Annotated in this window: 11 protein-coding genes; 3 read left to right on the top strand and 8 right to left on the bottom strand. The window is 72.2% G+C overall.

All coding sequences use genetic code 11. The features are described 5' to 3' along the window. Positions 1 to 63: 63 nt before the first annotated feature. Genes ACYQ8Q_RS32625 through ACYQ8Q_RS32615 form a run of 3 tightly spaced genes read right to left on the bottom strand, consistent with a single transcriptional unit; the run spans position 64 to position 3,755 of the window. Entirely contained in the window at positions 64 to 987 is a 924-nt protein-coding gene (locus ACYQ8Q_RS32625) for a carbohydrate ABC transporter permease (RefSeq protein ID WP_460070047.1), read from the bottom strand. Beyond that, positions 984 to 2,033 (bottom strand): ABC transporter permease, encoded by a 1,050-nt coding sequence (locus ACYQ8Q_RS32620; protein ID WP_460070045.1) that lies wholly within the window; start codon positions 2,031 to 2,033, stop codon positions 984 to 986. Before ACYQ8Q_RS32620 ends, ACYQ8Q_RS32625 begins: the two co-directional genes overlap by 4 nt. 27 nt (positions 2,034 to 2,060) lie before the next feature. Beyond that, positions 2,061 to 3,755 carry an extracellular solute-binding protein gene (locus tag ACYQ8Q_RS32615; RefSeq protein WP_460070043.1) on the bottom strand — a complete coding sequence of 565 codons (1,695 nt, stop codon included), beginning with the start codon at positions 3,753 to 3,755 and terminating at the stop codon, positions 2,061 to 2,063. 327 nt (positions 3,756 to 4,082) lie between these two features. Between ACYQ8Q_RS32615 and ACYQ8Q_RS32610 the strand changes: the two genes are divergently transcribed. Next, positions 4,083 to 6,938: a glycoside hydrolase family 3 C-terminal domain-containing protein gene (locus ACYQ8Q_RS32610; RefSeq protein WP_460070041.1), complete on the top strand. Its 2,856-nt coding sequence runs from the start codon at positions 4,083 to 4,085 to the stop codon at positions 6,936 to 6,938. Positions 6,939 to 7,020: 82 nt separating this feature from the next. Here ACYQ8Q_RS32610 and ACYQ8Q_RS32605 read toward each other — a convergent pair whose 3' ends face one another. The 3 genes from ACYQ8Q_RS32605 to gabT all read right to left on the bottom strand — a co-directional run bounded on the left by ACYQ8Q_RS32605 (position 7,021) and on the right by gabT (position 11,041). Further along, positions 7,021 to 8,466, bottom strand: coding sequence for an aldehyde dehydrogenase family protein (locus ACYQ8Q_RS32605; protein ID WP_460070040.1), 1,446 nt, complete (start codon positions 8,464 to 8,466; stop codon positions 7,021 to 7,023). A 127-nt stretch (positions 8,467 to 8,593) separates the two neighbouring features. Next, positions 8,594 to 9,310, bottom strand: a complete 717-nt coding sequence (locus ACYQ8Q_RS32600) for a phosphatase PAP2 family protein (protein ID WP_460070038.1) — start codon at positions 9,308 to 9,310, stop codon at positions 8,594 to 8,596. A gap of 396 nt (positions 9,311 to 9,706) precedes the next feature. Continuing rightward, positions 9,707 to 11,041, bottom strand: coding sequence for a 4-aminobutyrate--2-oxoglutarate transaminase (gabT, locus tag ACYQ8Q_RS32595; protein ID WP_460070036.1), 1,335 nt, complete (start codon positions 11,039 to 11,041; stop codon positions 9,707 to 9,709). 240 nt (positions 11,042 to 11,281) lie between these two features. On the opposite strand from gabT, the gene ACYQ8Q_RS32590 reads away from it, so the two are divergent. Together ACYQ8Q_RS32590 and ACYQ8Q_RS32585 are read left to right on the top strand one after the other, a co-directional pair. Then, positions 11,282 to 13,621, top strand: coding sequence for a type IV secretory system conjugative DNA transfer family protein (locus ACYQ8Q_RS32590; RefSeq protein ID WP_460070034.1), 2,340 nt, complete (start codon positions 11,282 to 11,284; stop codon positions 13,619 to 13,621). A gap of 93 nt (positions 13,622 to 13,714) precedes the next feature. Beyond that, entirely contained in the window at positions 13,715 to 15,331 is a 1,617-nt protein-coding gene (locus ACYQ8Q_RS32585) for a PucR family transcriptional regulator (protein WP_460070032.1), read from the top strand. A 98-nt stretch (positions 15,332 to 15,429) separates the two neighbouring features. Here ACYQ8Q_RS32585 and ACYQ8Q_RS32580 read toward each other — a convergent pair whose 3' ends face one another. Further along, entirely contained in the window at positions 15,430 to 15,867 is a 438-nt protein-coding gene (locus tag ACYQ8Q_RS32580) for a bifunctional DNA primase/polymerase (protein WP_460070031.1), read from the bottom strand. Positions 15,868 to 15,989: 122 nt separating this feature from the next. Next, entirely contained in the window at positions 15,990 to 17,408 is a 1,419-nt protein-coding gene (locus ACYQ8Q_RS32575; RefSeq protein WP_460070028.1) for an NAD(P)/FAD-dependent oxidoreductase, read from the bottom strand. Positions 17,409 to 17,411 lie beyond the last annotated feature (3 nt).

The raw sequence follows: 17,411 nt of genomic DNA, 5'->3' as shown, positions 1-17,411 counted from the left end.
CCACAGCGGCACGACTGCCCGCAGCTCCGTAGGGTCCAGCCCCCACGCACCCGCATCCGGGACTCAGCCCTTGACCGCCCCCGTCAGCATCCCCTTCTTGAAGTGCTTCTGGACGAAGGGAGACAACACGGCCACCGGCAGCAGCGCCATCACCATCACCGCCATCTGCACGGCCAGCCCCGACAGCTCACCGGTCTTGATGGCCTGCCCCAGCCCCACCGGCGCCTCCTGCTTCTGCACCAGCTGGATCATGACGTTCTGCAGCGGCATCATGTCCTGGTCGTTGAGGTACAGCGACGCGTTGAACCAGGCGCTCCAGTACCCCACCGCGTAGAACAGCGTGATGACCGCCAGCACCGCCCGCGACAGCGGCATGACGATCTGCCAGAGGATCCGGAAGTCCCCGGCCCCGTCGATCCGCGCGCTGTCGATCAGCTCCTGCGAGATGCCCATGAAGAAGCCCCGCAGGACGAGGATGTTGAAGACGCTGACCGCGCTGGGCAGGATCAGCGCGAGGTAGGTGTCGGTCAGGCCGAGCGACTGCACCAGCAGGTACGTCGGGATCAGACCGGCGCTGAAGAACATCGTGGCCAGCAGGACCAGCAGCAGCCAGCGGTGCCCCAGTGAGCCCGAGCGCGAGAGGCCGTACGCGCACAGGACGGACACCGTCATCGAGAACAGCGTGCCGACCAGGGTGATGAGGACGCTGATCAGCGCCGCCCGTGTCACCTGACCGCCGCTCAGCAGCTCCCGGTAGGCGACGAACGTGATGTCCTGGGGGATCATCACCAGCCCGCCCGCCTGGTCGATGGTCCGGCGCGAGGAGAGGCTGGTGACGACGACGATCCAGATCGGGAAGAGGATCCCGAGGCAGGCCAGCGCGAGGACCAGCCCCTTGCCCGCCACCCCCGCCCTGCTGGGTTCCTCCTCCCAGGCCGGCCGCGGAGGTGCGGACCACGGACGGGTCTTCTCGAGCACCGTGCTCATTTCTTGTACACCCCCTGCTCGCCCATCAGATGGGCCACCTTGTTCGCGGCGAGGACCAGCCCGAGGCTGACGACGCCCTTGACGAGTCCGGCGGCGGCCGCGTAGCCGAAGTCCTGGTTGCGGACGCCGTTCCACCAGACGAAGGTGTCGAGGACCTCCGAGGCGCCCGGTCCGACGGAGTCGCGCTGGAGCAGGATCTGTTCGAAGCCCACGGTGAGCGCGTCGCCGACGCGCAGCACGAGCAGCAGCGCGATCACCGGGCGCAGCGCCGGAAGCGTCACGTGCCACATCCGGCGCCAGCGGCCGGCGCCGTCCATCGCTGCGGCCTCGTACAGGTCGGTCGGGACGGAGGACAGCGCGGCGAGGAAGACGATGATCCCCCAGCCGGCGTCCTTCCACACGCTCTGCGCGGTGATCAGGTACTTGAAGGTCTCGGGGTCGGTCATGATGTCGAGGCCGTCGTAGCCGTGCTGGCGCAGCAGTTGGGAGAGGATGCCCGCGCCGCCGAAGAGCTGCTGGAAGACCGCGATGACCAGCACCCACGAGAAGAAGTGCGGCAGGTACAGGATCGCCTGCGAGACCGCCCGTACCCGCGGTCTGACCACGCTGTTGATGAGCAGCGCGAGCAGGATGGGGATCGGGAAGTAGAGCACCAGCTGGAGGAAGAACAGCACGAGGGTGTTCGTGACCGCGTCCCAGAACGCCGAGTCCTCGAAGATGCGCTGGAAGTTCTCCAGGCCCACCCAGGGGCTGTGCAGCATGGAGACGATGCCGTTGTCGCTGATGTACGGGTCGTAGTCCTGGAAGGCGACGATGTTGCCCAGGATCGGCACGTAGTTGAAGAGCAGCACCAGCGCTACTGCCGGCAGGGTCATCAGGAGCAGCACGCGGTCGCGTCTGAATCTGAGGCGCAGGCCCAGTTTCCCCGAAGGGGGCCTGTCCGGCTCACCTGCGGCGGGGCCGGTGGCGTCGCCGGACGCCACCGGGGTCCGGTCCGGCTCGTCTGCTGCCTCGGCCCCGCGGCGAGGCACCGTGCTGTGGGACACGGCCGTTCTCCTTGCCTCGATGCCGGGTCAGCTCGCCGCCGAGCCGTTCTCGTCGAGAATCTTCTGGTACCAGTCGCGGAGCTGGTCGCCGCCCTTGCTCTTCCAGTCGGAGACGGCCTGCTGCATGTCACTGATCTTCTTGCGGCCGCGGATGATGTCGTCCTCGAGCTGCTCGAAGTCGCTGGAGAGGTTGGCCCAGCGGGAGGGCTCGGTGATCTGCATGCCGTAGAAGGAGGACTTCTTGGTGTGGGCGCCGACCTTCTGCTGCCACTCGACCTGTCCCCGGGCGACCTCGGGGAAGTCGGGGTGGGCGAGGGTGGAGGCGGGGCTGGCGATCATCACGTACGCGTTGAGGACGTCGAGGTTGCCCTGGTCGGTCTTGACCGGGACGCCGTCCTTGAGGGTGTAGTGGGTGCCCTCCACGCCGTAGTTGGTCATCATGAACTCCTTGGTGCCGTACGGCGCCGCGGTGACGTTGGCGACGGCGAGCACGTCCTGGATGACCGACTTGGACGCCTTCTTGTTGACGAAGGCGAAGATTCCCGCCGGGTTCTTGGCCCAGAAGGTGGGGGTGCCGCCGTCATGGGCGAAGAGGTCCATGCCCCACACCTTGAAGTCGGGGTTCTGGGTGGCCTGTTCGGCGGTGCGGCTGTACCACTGCGAGATGTCGTTGTTGTAGATGAGGAACTCGCCGGCCGCGAACTTCGGGCCCGGGTCGGTGGCGCTGCTCTTGCCGAGCTTGGCGTCGGGGTGCACGAGTTCGTCGGCGAACAGCTTGCGCGTCCACTCGATCGCCTCCAGGTACTCCTGGGTCTCCATGCGGTTGATCAGCTTGCCGTCGACGAGGTTCCACATGAGGCCCTTCTCGTCGCCGGGCAGCACGCCGAAGATGTTCCAGGCCGTCCACTTCATGTCCAGACAGGCCCACCGCTTGGCCTTGGCGTTGGTGATCTCCTTGGCCAGGGCGTGGAACTCGTCGGCGGTGGTGGGGACTTCGTACCCCTCCTCGTCGAAGATGTCCTTGCGGTAGAGGGGGACGATGTTGGAGACGTACGCCGAGGGCATCGGCAGTCCGCGCAGTTTGCCGCCGAAGATGGAGCGCTGCCAGGCGTCCGTGGGGATCGCGGCGAGGTTCGGGTAGTCCTTGACGGCGTCGCCGGAGAGGTAGGGCCCGAGGTCGGCGAACTTGCTGATGATCGCGCTGGGTATCCGGCCGTTCATGTTCCAGCCGGGGACGACGACCACGTCCGGCACGTCGCTGGAGGCGAGGACCGCGCCGAGCTTCTGCTCGTAGGTGTTGCCGTCCTGGTTCTGCCAGACGACGTCGACACCGATGAGGTCGTTCATGCCCGTGTAGTAGGCGTTGTCGGCCTTCGGCGGGGAGCCCCAGAACGGCGACATGATGGTGACCTTGCCGCCCTTGCCGAGCTTCTTCGGTACCGAGGTCTTCAGGCCGGCCATGTCGAGCTTGCTCGTGAAGCCGATCGAGGAGCCGTTCTTGGCCGGGATGTCCGGCGTCACCACGTTGCCGGCGACGTAGGTCGGCAGGATCTTCTTGGCGTCCTTGCCGGAGGTGGTGCCGTCGCGCGAGCCGCTGTCCGAGCCGCCGCAGGCGGAGAGCAGCGGCATCCCTCCCGCCACCACTGCGGTGGCGACCGCCGTGGAGGCGAGGAAGCTTCTCCGGCTCGGGCCGGAGGAGGCGGAAGCGGCGTTCGGCGTCATTGCGTCAACCCTTCATGGCGCACCAGGACACCCGGCGGTGGCCGTCGGCTGCGGTGTCTCGAGTGGAACTGGCTGAGCTGAAGCGGATCCTCCGACCCCTGTCACGTAGATTTCCAGTCGAAGCGCTTCGATGTTGCTGCGAGGTTAAGTGAACACCGGGGGGTGCACAAGGGTCGCTCCCAACATTCCTCCGAGGTATCGGAGGTGACCTGTTCTTATGCCCTGCTTGAAATAAGCGTGAGGTCCCCTTGACACCCGGCGGTGCGTCGAATGAGCATCGAAGCGCTTCGAAAGCGTCTCCCCGCTCCATCGCAAAGGGATCCCCACGTGACCGCACCCACGCCGCCCACGCCGCCTTTCCGCGATCCGCACCTGCCGTTCGCGAAGCGCATCGACGATCTGCTGGCGCGCCTCACCCCGGACGAGAAGATCGCCTTCCTGCACCAGTTCGGGCCCGCCGTGGAGCGGCTCGGCGTCGCCGCGTTCCGCACCGGCCAGGAGGCCCTGCACGGCGTGGCGTGGATGGGACCGGCGACGGTGTTCCCGCAGGCCGTCGGACTGGGCGCGACCTGGAACACGGATCTCGTACGGCGGGTCGGCGAGGCGGTGTCCAAGGAGGCCCGGGCGATGCGCGCCCGCGACGACCGCGTGGGCCTGAACGTCTGGTCCCCCACGGTGAACCTGCTGCGCCATCCGCTGTGGGGCCGTAACGAGGAGGGCTACTCCGAGGACCCCGGGCTGACCTCGGCGATCGCCACCGCGTACACGCGCGGTCTGCGCGGCGACCATCCGACGTACTGGCGCACGGCCCCGGTCCTCAAGCACTGGCTGGCCCACAACAACGAGTCGAGCCGGGACGTCACCTCCTCCTCGGTCCGCCCGCGGGTGCTGCACGAATACGATCTGCGCGCCTTCAAGGAGACCGTCGAGGCGGGCGCGGTGGCCGGGGTGATGCCGGCGTACAACCTGGTCAACGGCCGCCCCAACCATGTCTCCCCGTATCTGCGCGAGCACCTGCGCACCTGGACGGACGAGGAGCTGCTGGTCTGCTCGGACGCGGGCGCGCCCTCCAACCTGGTCGACTCCGAGCACTACTTCGACACGCATGAGGAGGCGACGGCGGCCGCGCTGCAGGCGGGCGTGGACAGCTTCACCGACCACGGCACCGACAGCTCGAAGATCGTCGCCCGGATCCGGGGGGCGCTGGAGCGGGGCCTGCTGTCGGAGGCGGACCTCGACACCGCGATCCGCCGTCAGCTCTCGGTACGTTTCCGGCTGGGCGAGTTCGACCCGGGGCACGACCCGCACGCGGGCGCCGGGGAGTTCGACACCCCGGCCCATCGCGAGCTCGCCCGGGAGGCCGCCGAGCAGGCGATCGTCCTGCTGCGCAACGACGGGGTGCTGCCGCTGGCGGCCGACACCCGGATCGCGGTCGTGGGCCTGCTCGCCGACGAGTGCAAGCTCGACTGGTACAGCGGCACCCTGATCCACCGTTCCACCCCGCTGGAAGGGCTGTACGAGCGGTTCGGCGCGGAGCGCGTGGAGTTCGCGGAGGGCGTGGACCGGGTCCTGCTGAGGACCTCCGCGGGAACGTTCCTGAAGGTCCCCGCCGCGCCCGAGGCCGCCGACGAGGTGCGCGGCGCCGAGGGCGCCCTGGACCCGGCGCTGCTCGCGGGCCGTACCGACCTGCCGCCGCTGACCGTGGACGGCACCGGCACGGAACTCGCGCTCGTGGACTGGGGCGAGGGGGTGCTGACCCTGCGCGCTCCCGACGGCCGGTATCTCTCGGTCGCCGAGGACGGCTTCCTGCGCGCCTCCGCCGACCAGCCGGGCGGCTGGATCGTGCAGGAGACGTTCCGGCTGGAACCCCACGCGAACGGTCACCTCCTCCGGCACCTGGGAACAGGTCGCCCCGTGTGGGTCGCCGCCGACGGCGTCCGGGTTGCCGGGGACGGCACCGGCACCGACGCGGAGGCCGAGGTCTTCGAGGTGGTCGTCGTCGAGCGCGGCGAGGACGCGGTGGCCCGGGTCGCGGGCCGGGCGGACGTCGTCGTGGTGGTGGCGGGCAACGACCCGCACCTGAACGGCCGCGAGACCGAGGACCGTACGACCCTGGCCCTGCCCGCCCACCAGGAGCGGATCCTGGCGGCCGCCCGGGCCTCGGGCGTGCGTACGGTCCTGGCGCTGGTGTCGGCGTACCCGTACGCGGTGGAGCCGGGCCGGCTGGGCGCGGTGCTGTGGACGGCGCACGGCGGACAGGCCGGCGGCACCGCGCTGGCCCGGGTGCTGGCCGGTGACGTATCCCCCGCCGGCCGTCTCCCCCAGACCTGGTACGCCGACGACGCCGATCTCCCGGATCTGCTGGACTACGACGTGATCGGCTCCCGGCAGACCTATCTGTACTTCGAGGGCAGGCCGCTCTTCCCGTTCGGGCACGGGCTGTCGTACGCCTCCTTCTCCTACGCCGACCTGGCGGTGGAGGTCGGGGACGGCCGGGCGCGGATCGCGTTCACGGTCACCAACACCGGGGACATGACGGCCGACGAGGTCCCCCAGCTGTACACGCGCGCCGTGGACCCGTCGGTCACCCGGCCGCGCCGCGAGCTGCTCGGCCATCGCCGGATCACGCTCGCGCCGGGCGCGACGGCGGCCGTGTCCTTCGACGTCCCGCTGTCCGCGTTCGCGTTCTGGGACGTGGCCCGGCGTGGCCCGCGGGTGGAGCCGGGGCCGTACGACCTGCTGGTCGGCGGCTCCAGCGAGGACGTGCGGCTGCGCGGGACGATCGTGCTCGACGGCGAGGCGGCCGCGGCCCGTCCGGCCCTCCGGAGCGGAGTCCCGGCCGCCGACTTCGACGAGCAGAGCGGTACCGAGATCGTCGATCTGACCAAGGTGGCGGGCGACGCGGTGACGCCGGTCGGCGGGGGGTCGGGCGAACTGGTCTACCGGGCCTGCGACTTCGGGACCGGGACGACGGGGGTGACGGTGACGGTGGCCGGTCGGGGCACGGTCGAGCTGTCGCTGGGCGGCGCGGGGTCCACCGCGGTGCTGACGCTCGGGACGCCCACGCCGGGGCCGTACGACTACGTCACCGTCGAGGCGCCCTTCGCCGCCGACGGCGTGCACGATCTGCACCTCAGACTGCGCGGCCCGCTGCGGCTCGCGCACGTCGGCTTCTCCGGTTGAGGGCCCGGACCAGGCCGACGGCAGGAAGGGGTCCGGCACCGGAAGGCATCGGTGCCGGACCCCTTCGGGGCGTGGGGGCCCGCTACAGCGCGAGGCCCGTCAGGACCAGGACGCGCTCGTAGGTGTAGTCGTCCATCGCGAACTTCACGCCCTCGCGGCCGACGCCGGACTGCTTGGCGCCGCCGTACGGCATCTGGTCGGCGCGGTAGGAGGGGACGTCGCCGATGACGACGCCGCCGACCTCGAGCGCGCGGTGGGCGCGGAAGGCGGCCTGGAGGTCGTGGGTGAACACGCCCGCCTGGAGGCCGTACTTGGAGGAGTTGACCGCCGCGAAGGCCTCGGCCTCGCCGTCCGCCTTCTGCACGGTGAGGACCGGTCCGAAGACCTCCTCGCAGGCGATCCTGGTGTCGGCGGGTACGTCGGTGAGGACGGTCGGCGCGTAGGAGGCGCCGTCGCGCTTGCCGCCGGCGAGCAGGGAGGCGCCCGCGGCGACGGCCTCGTCCACCCAGGTCTCCACCCGCTTGGCCGCGTCCTCGCTCACCAGCGGGCCGACGTCGGTCGTGGGGTCGGAGGGGTCGCCGGTGACCTGGGCCTCCACGGCCGCGACGATCCGCGGGAGGAGACGGTCGTAGACGGAGGCGTCGGCGATGACCCGCTGCACCGAGATGCAGGACTGGCCGCCCTGGTAGTTGGAGAAGGTGGCGATCCGGGTCGCGGCCCAGTCCAGGTCGGCGTCGGACGCGTAGTCGCCGAGGACGACCGCGGCGCCGTTGCCGCCCAGCTCCAGGGTGCAGTGCTTGCGCGGAACCGAGTCCATGATCGCGTAACCGACGGTCTCGGAGCCGGTGAAGGAGATGACCGGCAGCCGCTCGTCCTGGACCAGGGCGGGCATGCGGTCGTTGGAGACCGGCAGGATCGACCAGGAGCCGGCCGGAAGGTCCGTCTCGGCCAGCAGATCACCGATGATCAGGCCGGACAGCGGGGTCGCGGGGGCCGGCTTGAGGATGATCGGCGCACCGGCCGCGATCGCCGGGGCGACCTTGTGGGCGCACAGGTTCAGCGGGAAGTTGAACGGCGCGATGCCGAGCACGACGCCCTTCGGGAAGCGGCGGGTGAGCGCGAGCCGGCCCTGGCCGCCGAGGTCGGTGTCGAGCCGCTGGGCCTCGCCGCTGTTGAAGCGCCGGGCCTCCTCGGCCGCGAACCGGAACACGGAGACGGCCCGGCCGACCTCGCCCCGGGCCCACTTGATCGGCTTGCCGTTCTCGGCGGAGATCAGCTGAGCGATCTCCTCGGTGCGCTCGGCGAGCCGCTTGCTGACGTGGTCGAGGGCGGCGGCTCGGACATGGGCGGGGGTGGCGGCGTACTCCTCGCGCACCGCGTACGCGGCGGCCACGGCCTCCTCGACCTGGGCGTCCGTCGGCACGCCGACCTTGGCGACGAGCCGTCCGTCCCACGGGGAGGTGACGTCGAAGCTGTCCTCGCCGAGGGCCTGGCGGCCGGCGAGCCAGAAGGCGTGGGTGGAAGTCATAGTGGCGTTACCGGCCCTTCCGCATGGGGGTGTGCTGTGTGCTGTGGTGTGCGTGTGCGTGGTCCACGGTAGGCGGGACGCGGCGCGGGAGCGTTTGTCCGAGTCGTACGGGTGGACGGTCGGCGTACTACGGTTTGGCGCGGTCGGGGCAGTCGGGGCGGTCGGGGCGGGTCGCCCCGCGCAGGAAGAGCCCGAGCGCGCCGAGCAGCACCGTGCACAGGCACCAGCTCGCCAGCACGTCCAGCGGCCAGTGGTAGCCGTGCCGGACCAGCCCGTAGGAGACGGCGAGGACGAGCAGGGCGGCGGTGGCGACCGCCAGCCGCCGGGCCAGGGCCGTCAGCAGCCACGGCAGGAGGATCATCGCCGCGCCGCCGTAGGCGACGGCGGCCGTGGCCGTGTGCCCGGACGGGTAGTAGCCGGTGGCGGGCGGCACGGCGGGCGTGCCGGGGCGCGCGGTCCACTCCTTCAGGGGGACGACGACCAGCGGCACCAGGGTCAGCAGGACGAGGGCGGCGACGGGCGGCAGCCACCAGCGGGGCCGGCCCTCCCACTGGCCGTGCAGGGCCACGTACACCGCCACCAGCACCAGGACGGGCACCGCCACCTGCACGTTCCCCAGGTCGGACAGCAGCTCGGAGAAGCGGTCCGGGTGGCGCAGGGCCTCGCTGAGCCGGGCGTCGAGGGCGAGGAGGGGGCCGTCGGCGATCACCTGCCAGGTGATCAGGGCGAACAGCAGGGCGGGGAGGGCGAGGAGGGAGACCTGCCGGCCGGGGACCCGTTTCGGGGTGGGGGCGGGTGCCGCGGGGGTACGGTCCTCGGTCTGCTGGTGGGGGCTGGTGGGCATGGGGTACAGCCTCTCAGCACGAACTGCTGCGGGCTGCGAAACGCTGCGGCGACCAGCAAAAAGGAGGTCGGCCACCTCGGAACAGGGGGGATGGTTCCGAGGTGGCCGTCCGGATCGGAATGCCGGCCGCCCCGGGGGGTTTGGGGCGGACGACCGTCCGATCGGTGAGGAGATGCGGAGCCGGAGGCTCCTGTTGTGTGCGCGAGGGCACGACCAGGTCGAAGCTGGGGAGGCCCCGGCCTGGGGTTCGCCCGCAGTCACCTGCGGGCGGGTGTATCTCTCATCTGGGTAGAACGTACGGCAGTGACGGGCGGTACGACAGCCGGATGCGAGACCCGCCATGCTCCCCGCACACCTTCTTCACACGGCCTGCCGTCCCTGGGGGACGGCTGTGCGTCAGAGGCCGGCCAGGCCCTGCTCGATGATGTCGAGGCCCTCGTTCAGCAGGTCCTCGCCGATGACCAGCGGCGGCAGGAAGCGCAGCACGTTGCCGTAGGTGCCACAGGTCAGGACCAGCAGGCCCTCCTGGTGGCAGGCCTTGGCGAGGGCGCCCGTGGCCTCGGGGTTCGGCTCCTTCGTGGTCCGGTCCTTGACCAGCTCGATGGCGATCATCGCGCCGCGACCGCGGATGTCACCGATGACCTCGTACTTCTCGGCCATGGCCGACAGCCGGGCCTTCATCGTCGCCTCGATCGCCTTCGCCCTGGCGTTGAGGTCGAGCTCCTTCATCGTCTCGATGGAGCCGAGCGCGCCCGCGCAGGCGACCGGGTTGCCGCCGTAGGTGCCGCCCAGGCCGCCCGCGTGCGCGGCGTCCATGATCTCGGCGCGACCGGTGACGGCGGCGAGCGGCAGACCGCCCGCGATGCCCTTGGCGGTGGTGATCAGGTCCGGGACGATGCCCTCGTCCTCGCAGGCGAACCACTGGCCGGTGCGGCAGAAGCCGGACTGGATCTCGTCGGCGACGAAGACGATGCCGTTGTCGGCGGCGAACTGCCGGATCGCCGGCAGGAAGCCCTTCGCCGGCTCGATGAAGCCGCCCTCGCCGAGGACCGGCTCGATGATGATCGCGGCCACGTTGTCCGGGCCGACCTGCTTGGTGATCTGGTCGATGGCCTGCGCGGCGGCCTCGGGGCCGGCGTTCTCCGGGCCGGTCGGCCAGCGGTAGCCGTAGGCCACGGGGACGCGGTAGACCTCGGGCGCGAAGGGGCCGAAGCCGTGCTTGTACGGCATGTTCTTCGCCGTCAGCGCCATGGTGAGGTTGGTGCGGCCGTGGTAGCCGTGGTCGAAGACGACGACCGCCTGGCGCTTGGTGTGGGCACGGGCGATCTTGACGGCGTTCTCGACCGCCTCGGCGCCGCTGTTGAAGAGGGCCGACTTCTTGGCGTGGTCGCCGGGGGTCAGCTCGGCCAGCGCCTCGGCGACCTCCACATAGCCCTCGTACGGGGTCACCATGAAACAGGTGTGGGTGAAGTCGGCGAGCTGCGCGGACGCGCGGCGTACGACGGCCTCGGCGGAGGCGCCGACGCTGGTCACGGCGATGCCGGAGCCGAAGTCGATCAGCCGGTTGCCGTCGACGTCCTCGATGATGCCGCCGCCCGCGCGCGCCGTGAAGACCGGCAGCACGGAGCCGACGCCCTGAGCGACCGCGGCGAGGCGGCGGGACTGCAGCTCCTGCGACTTCGGGCCGGGGATGGCGGTGACGATCCGGCGCTCCTGCGGAAGGGCGGTCATGAGGGGCTCCTGTGGGTTTTCTTCTGTTTCCTTCGTTTCCTTTCTCGCAGGCTAGGACGGGGAACGGGGGGTCGGCATGCTCCATGTGGGCGTTGTCGGCGGGGCCGGTTGTCCGCCGTGGACAGTGACGGCCGGGCGGCGATCCGTGCGGCCCGGCCCCGTATGCGGTGAACTCCCCTTGCGGGGGCGTTAGATTGACCGCTGATGGTGGACGGAGCGGCTGGTCAGGGGGCAAGGGCGATGGACAGCGACGGGATGCGGGACGCGCGCGGCACGCATGCGAATCCTGTGCCGCGCCCGGCGGGGCCTCCGGCGGTGCCGCCACGACCCGCGGCCCCGCCGCCCGCGTCGGCCGTGGGGAGCTGGCTGGACGAGCCCCGGCCGGCCGCGAAGCCCGGCATCTGGCGGTTCGGGTACCGGCCGCCCAAGGGTGACCGGGCGGTGGAGCGGCTGGCGCCCGTGACGGTGATCGGGATGCTGGTGCCGCTCGTGGTGGCGCTGGTGCTGTGGTCGCTGTGGCGGCGCGGCAGCCTGCCGTACCAGTTCACGCTGCTGCGGCTGTTCACGCCGGGCGACTGGTGGTGGGGCGGCACAATCGCCTCACCGAAGACCAACGAGGGCGCCGAGGCCCGGGTGGTCTACGACGGCGTGTTCTTCGCGGTCCTGCTGCTCTCCATGGGCCGGCTGGGCGGCTGGCCGCAGGCGCTGCGGCACTTCGTGGGCCGCCGTCCGCAGCCCGTCCGTGCCCTGCTCGCCCTGCTCTGCGCGCTGGCCGCCCTGAGCTTCGTGTTCCCCGGCGCCTTCGGGGTCGGCTGGGACGCGCTGCCGGTCGTCGACCCGCTGTTCTCGCTGATCGTCCTGGTCAGCGGGGGCTACGAGCTGTTCGCCTCCGTCCTGTTCACGGACACCCTGTACGCGGTCGTCACGCTGCTGGTGGTGTGGCCGTTCGCCCAGGCCGGTGGCTGGTGGCCGTATCTGAGGGAACGACTCGCCGCCCGGGGGAACCCGAAGACCGCCGCGCCCGCCGTCGCGCGGCCCCCCGCCCAGTGGCCCGAGCTGCGGGACGCCGGGCAGGTCGAGGCCGCCGAGCTGCTGACCGGTGAGGTGGCCGCCGGGCGGATGAACGACGTGGACTGCGCGCGGGTGCGGCGGGCGTGGACGGTGGGGCTGCCGGAGTTCCGGGAGACCGTGCTGCGGCAGGGCGGGGCCGCCTGGGTCCACCCCTCCGGCGCCCGTGACCTGCCGCGCCGCGCCGCCCGCCACGATCTGCTGGCCGGCCAGGTGCGCATCGGCCGCTGGGTGGCCGCCGAGCGCGCCCCGGCCGCCTACCACGACGCGGGCGCCGCCCTCGGCCCGGACGTGCTGGGCACCTCGCTGCTCGCCGTCGGCCCGTCCGGCTCCGGCAAGACCCGCACCCTGGTCGAGCCGCTGACGGAGGCCCTGGCACTCCAGGCGCTGACCGGCGGCTGCGCGGTCGTCGCGGTCTCCTCCCCCGGGGGTGGCCCGCTCGGCGCGGACTCCTCCTACGACGTGATCGTCCGGATCGGGGACCCGTCCTCGGTGCACGACCTGGACCCGTACGCCGGGTCCGACGACCCCGACGAGGCGGCCGGGATCCTCGCCGAGGCGCTGGTCGGCGACCTGGACACGGTGGGTGGCCAGAGCGCGGCGACCGCGCTGGCCCAGCTGCTGGGCCCCTACCGGGCCGCGCACGGCCGCTTCCCGGCCCTGGCCGACCTGCGCGAACTCCTGGAGGGCGAGCCGGGGGCGCTGGGCGCGCTGCGGGCCGCCGTGGCCGGCAACGACGTGATGCGCCGGGAGCTGGAGGCGCGGGTACGGCAGACGGGGGCGCCCGGCGACCCGGGGCGCGCCCTCGCCGACCGGCTCGCGCTGCTGAACCGGCCGGTGTTCGACGGGTTCCTCGGCGGAGGCGACGACGCCCACCGGGCCTTCTCCCTGCGCGCCGTCGCCCACCATCCGCTGCGGGTCCGTGTCGACCTGCCCGAGCGGGGCCACGAGGAGGCGGGCCGGCTGATCACCCGGCTGGTCCTCGCCCAGTTCCAGGCCGTCGTACGGGAGGGGCGGCGGGCGCACTTCGCTTGTCTGGTCCTGGACGACGCGACCGGCACGGTGACCGCCGACGCGGTGCGCCGGATCCAGCGGCTGCGCTCCCAGCACGCGGGGGTGGTCCTCGCCCTGCGCTCGGTGGCGGACGTGCCGGAGGCGCTGCACGGGCCGCTGTACGGGGCGGTGGGCTGCCGGATGGCGTTCTCCGGGATCACCACCTGGGACGGCGGCCGGTTCGCGCAGACCTGGGGCACCGAGTGGGTCGAGACCACGGAGGTCGCCAAGCACACCGTCTTCGCCGACCAGCCGATGACCCGGGCCATCCACGCGCTGCGCAAGCTGGTGACCGGCAAGGCGGTGACCACGGACGCGGTGACCGTGCGCCAGGTCGAGCGGGAGCGCTGGTCGGCGTCCCAGCTGGCGCACGAGGTGCCGCCGGGCCACGCGGTGCTGTCCCTGACGAGCGTCGGCGGCGAGCACACACCTCCGCTGCTGGTGGACCTGAGGGGCTGAAGGGGCGTACGGGGACCTCGCCGGTGAGGCAGAATCGGCACAGGCCGTTCATACGATGCGGCCAAAGGATCATCCTCCCCGACTGAAGGCCCCATGCCTCCCACGCTCGCCTCGCTCGTCCACCATTCCGCGCTGAAGCTGACCGTGCGGGCGGGCGGGGACCGGCTGGACGTGCCGGTGCGCTGGGCGCATGTCAGCGAGCTCGCGGACCCCGTGCCGTACATGGAGGGCGGGGAGCTGCTGCTGATCACCGCGCTGAAGCTGGACGCGGAGGACCCCGAGGCCATGCGGCGCTATGTGAAGCGGCTGACCGGGGCCGGGGTGGTGGGGCTCGGCTTCGCGGTCGGCGTCAACTACGACGAGGTGCCGAAGGCGCTCGTCGACGCGGCCGAGCAGGAGGGCCTGCCGCTGCTGGAGGTGCCGCGGCGGACCCCGTTCCTCGCGATCAGCAAGGCGGTCTCGGCGGCCATCGCGGCCGATCAGTACCGGGCGGTGACGGCGGGGTTCGCCGCCCAGCGGGAGCTGACGAAACAGGCGCTGACGGACGGCCCGGAGGGGCTGCTGACCGCGCTCGCCGCGCAGGTCGACGGCTGGGCGGCGCTCTACGACGCCTCGGGCGCCGTCGTCGCCGCCGCCCCGGAGTGGGCGGGCCGGCGGGCCGCGCGGCTCACGGCGGACGTGGAGCGGCTGCGCGAGCGCCCGGCGCCCGCCTCGGCGGTGGTCGGCGGAGCCGGTCCGGCCGAGGGCGGCGAGAGCGCCGAGAACACCGACCGGGTCGAGCTGCACACCCTGGGCACCGGCCGCCGCCCGCGGGCCGCGCTCGCCGTCGGCACGGCGGCCGCCCTCGGCACGGCGGAGCGGTACGCGGTCCACTCGGCGATCGCCCTGCTCACCCTCACGACGGAACGCTCCCGCTCCCTCCAGGCGGCCGAGCAGCGCATCGGCACGGCGGTGCTGCGGATGCTCCTGGCGGGCGAGCCGGACCACGCCCGGGCGGTCGCCGGCGATCTGTACGGCGCGCTGCTGGACGCCCCGTTCCGGGTGATCGTGGCGGAACCCGGGCCGGCCGGGTCCGCCGCGGCCGGGGCGGACGGGGACGCCCTCGGCGGCCTCACCGAAGCGGTCGAGTCCGCCGCCGCGCGGTCCGGCGAGGCCGTGCTGGTGGTGCCCGAGGGCGAGCGGCTGGTGGTGCTGGCGGCGGACGGCGGCGGCGCGGTCGCGGCGGTCGCCCGGTGCGCGGCGGCCCTGGAGTCGGCCCGCGCCGACGGCGGGGAACGCGCGGACGAGGACCTGGTCGTCGGCCTGTCGGCGCCCGCCGGTCCGATCGCGGCGGCAGCGGCGTACCGGCAGGCCGAGCAGGCGCTGTCGGTGGCCCGGCGCCGGGGCCGGGTCCTCGTCGAGCACGAGCAGCTGGCGGCGGGCTCGGTGCTGCCGCTGCTCGCGGACGACGCGGTGAAGGCGTTCGCGGACGGTCTGCTGCGGGCGCTGCGCGAGCACGACGCGACCGGCCGCGGCGATCTCGTGGCCTCCCTGCGGGCCTGGCTGTCCCGGCACGGGCAGTGGGACGCGGCGGCGGCGGACCTGGGGGTGCACCGGCATACGCTGCGCTACCGGATGCGGCGGGTCGAGGAGATCCTCGGGCGCTCTCTTGACGATCCGGATGTGCGGATGGAGTTGTGGCTGGCGTTGAAGGCCACGTCCGGGGAGTGAGCGGTTCGTGTTCGGGTGCGGCGCCGTCGTGGCTTGTCGCGCCCACGCGGCGGAGCCGCATATCGATACAGCCCCGCGCCCCTTAAAAGACTCAAAGCCTAAAAGCCACCCGCCGCCGCCTCGTGCATGGCCAGTTCCAGCAGGGCCGGATCCGTCAGGGTGCCGGAGCCGTCGGGTGGGATCAGCCAGCGGACGGTCCCGGTGGAGTGGCTCGGGTGGGGGACGACGATCCAGGTGCCGGCGCCCGCCGTGCGGATGCCGGTGCCGAGCCAGTTGGCGGCCGTGCCGGGCGGTACGAAGAAGCCCATGCGGTCGTCCCCGAAGTCGACCAGGACCGGTCCGGGCTGGTCGAGGATGCGGGTGAGCACATCGAGCGTGGGGTAGCCGAGTGCGCCCGGCAGGATGAGCACGTCCCAGGCCCTGCCCGCCGGCAGCAGCGCGACCCCCAGGGGGCCGCGCTCCCACTCCCAGCGGCAGGCCTCGGGATCCGGTGCGACGGATGCCAGCCACTCCGCCGCCGACTTCGCCCCAGTCATGAGAAGACCTCCCTCTGTCGTCGACGCGGTCGCGTCACGAGGGAGAGGGAGGTCCCGGCCTGGCATTACGCGGGTTCTCGCCACCCGTTGGAGTGAAGCAGGTCACAGCCGCCGGGGCGGGGTCAGCTGTCGAAGCCGAGGCCCAGCCGGTCCATGGTCCGCAGCCACAGGTTGCGCCGCCCGCCGTGCGCGTCGGCCCGGGCCAGCGACCACTTGGTGAGGGCGATGCCGGTCCAGGCGAACGGTTCGGGCGGGAAGGGCAGCGGCTTCCTGCGGACCATCTCCAGCCGGGTCCGCTCGGTGTCCTCGCCGGCCAGCAGGTCCAGCATCACCTCGGCGCCGAAGCGGGTGGCGCCGACGCCCAGGCCCGTGTACCCGGCGGCGTAGGCGACCTTCCCGTGGTGGGCCGTGCCGAAGAACGCGGAGAACCGGGAGCAGGTGTCGATGGCGCCGCCCCAGGCGTGGGTGAAGCGGACGCCCTCCAGCTGCGGGAAGCAGGTGAAGAAGTGTCCGGCGAGCTTGGCATACGTCTCCGGCCGGTCGTCGTACTCGGCGCGCACCCGGCCGCCGTACGGGTAGATCGCGTCGTACCCGCCCCACAGGATCCGGTTGTCGGCGGACAGCCGGAAGTAGTGGAACTGGTTGGCGGAGTCGCCGAGGCCCTGCCGGTTCTTCCAGCCGATCGCGCCGAGCTGCTCGGGGGTGAGCGGCTCGGTCATCAGGGCGTAGTCGTAGACCGGGACGGTGTACGCCCGCACCCGCTTGACCAGGCTCGGGAAGATGTTGGTGCCGAGGGCGACCTGCCGGGCGCGGATCCGGCCGTACGGTGTGCGGACGGTCATCCCGGCGCCGTACGGCTTCAGGTCCAGCGCGGGGGTGTGCTCGTGGACGCGGACCCCGAGCCGGACGCACGCCTGCTTCAGGCCCCAGGCCAGCTTGGCGGGGTGGAGCATGGCCACGCCCCGCCGGTCGTACAGGCCTGCCTGGAAGGTGGGTGAGGCGACCTGTTCGCGGACCTGCTCGGCGTCGAGGAACTCCAGGCCCTCGGCGAGGCCCTTGCGTTCGAGTTCCTCGTACCAGTCGCGCAGTTCCCACGCCTGGTAGGTCTCGGTGGCGACGTCGATCTCGCCGGTGCGCTCGAAGTCGCAGTCGATGCCGTGCCGGGCGATCGCCGCCTCGATCTCGTCGAGGTTGCGCGCGCCCAGCTCCTGGAGGGTCCGGATCTCGTCGGGCCAGCGGGCGAGCCCGTTGGGCAGCCCGTGGGTGAGAGAGGCCGCGCAGAAACCTCCGTTGCGGCCCGAGGCGGCCCAGCCCACCTCGCGGCCCTCCAGCAGCACCACGTCCCGGCGTGGATCGCGCTCCTTGGCGACGAGCGCGGTCCACAGTCCGCTGTAGCCGCCGCCGACGACCAGCAGGTCGCAGCTGTCGGCGCCGGTGAGCGCGGGTTCGGGGTGGGGCTTGCCGGGGTCTTCCAGCCAGTACGGCGACGGCTGGGCGTCGGAAAGAGAAGTGATCCACCGGTTCATGGCGCTTGGGGCCATGAT

This window comes from Streptomyces sp. YKOK-I1, assembly GCF_054660435.1.
Note: the sequence above shows the minus strand (reverse complement) of the source record. Positions and strands in the feature narration are given on the sequence as shown.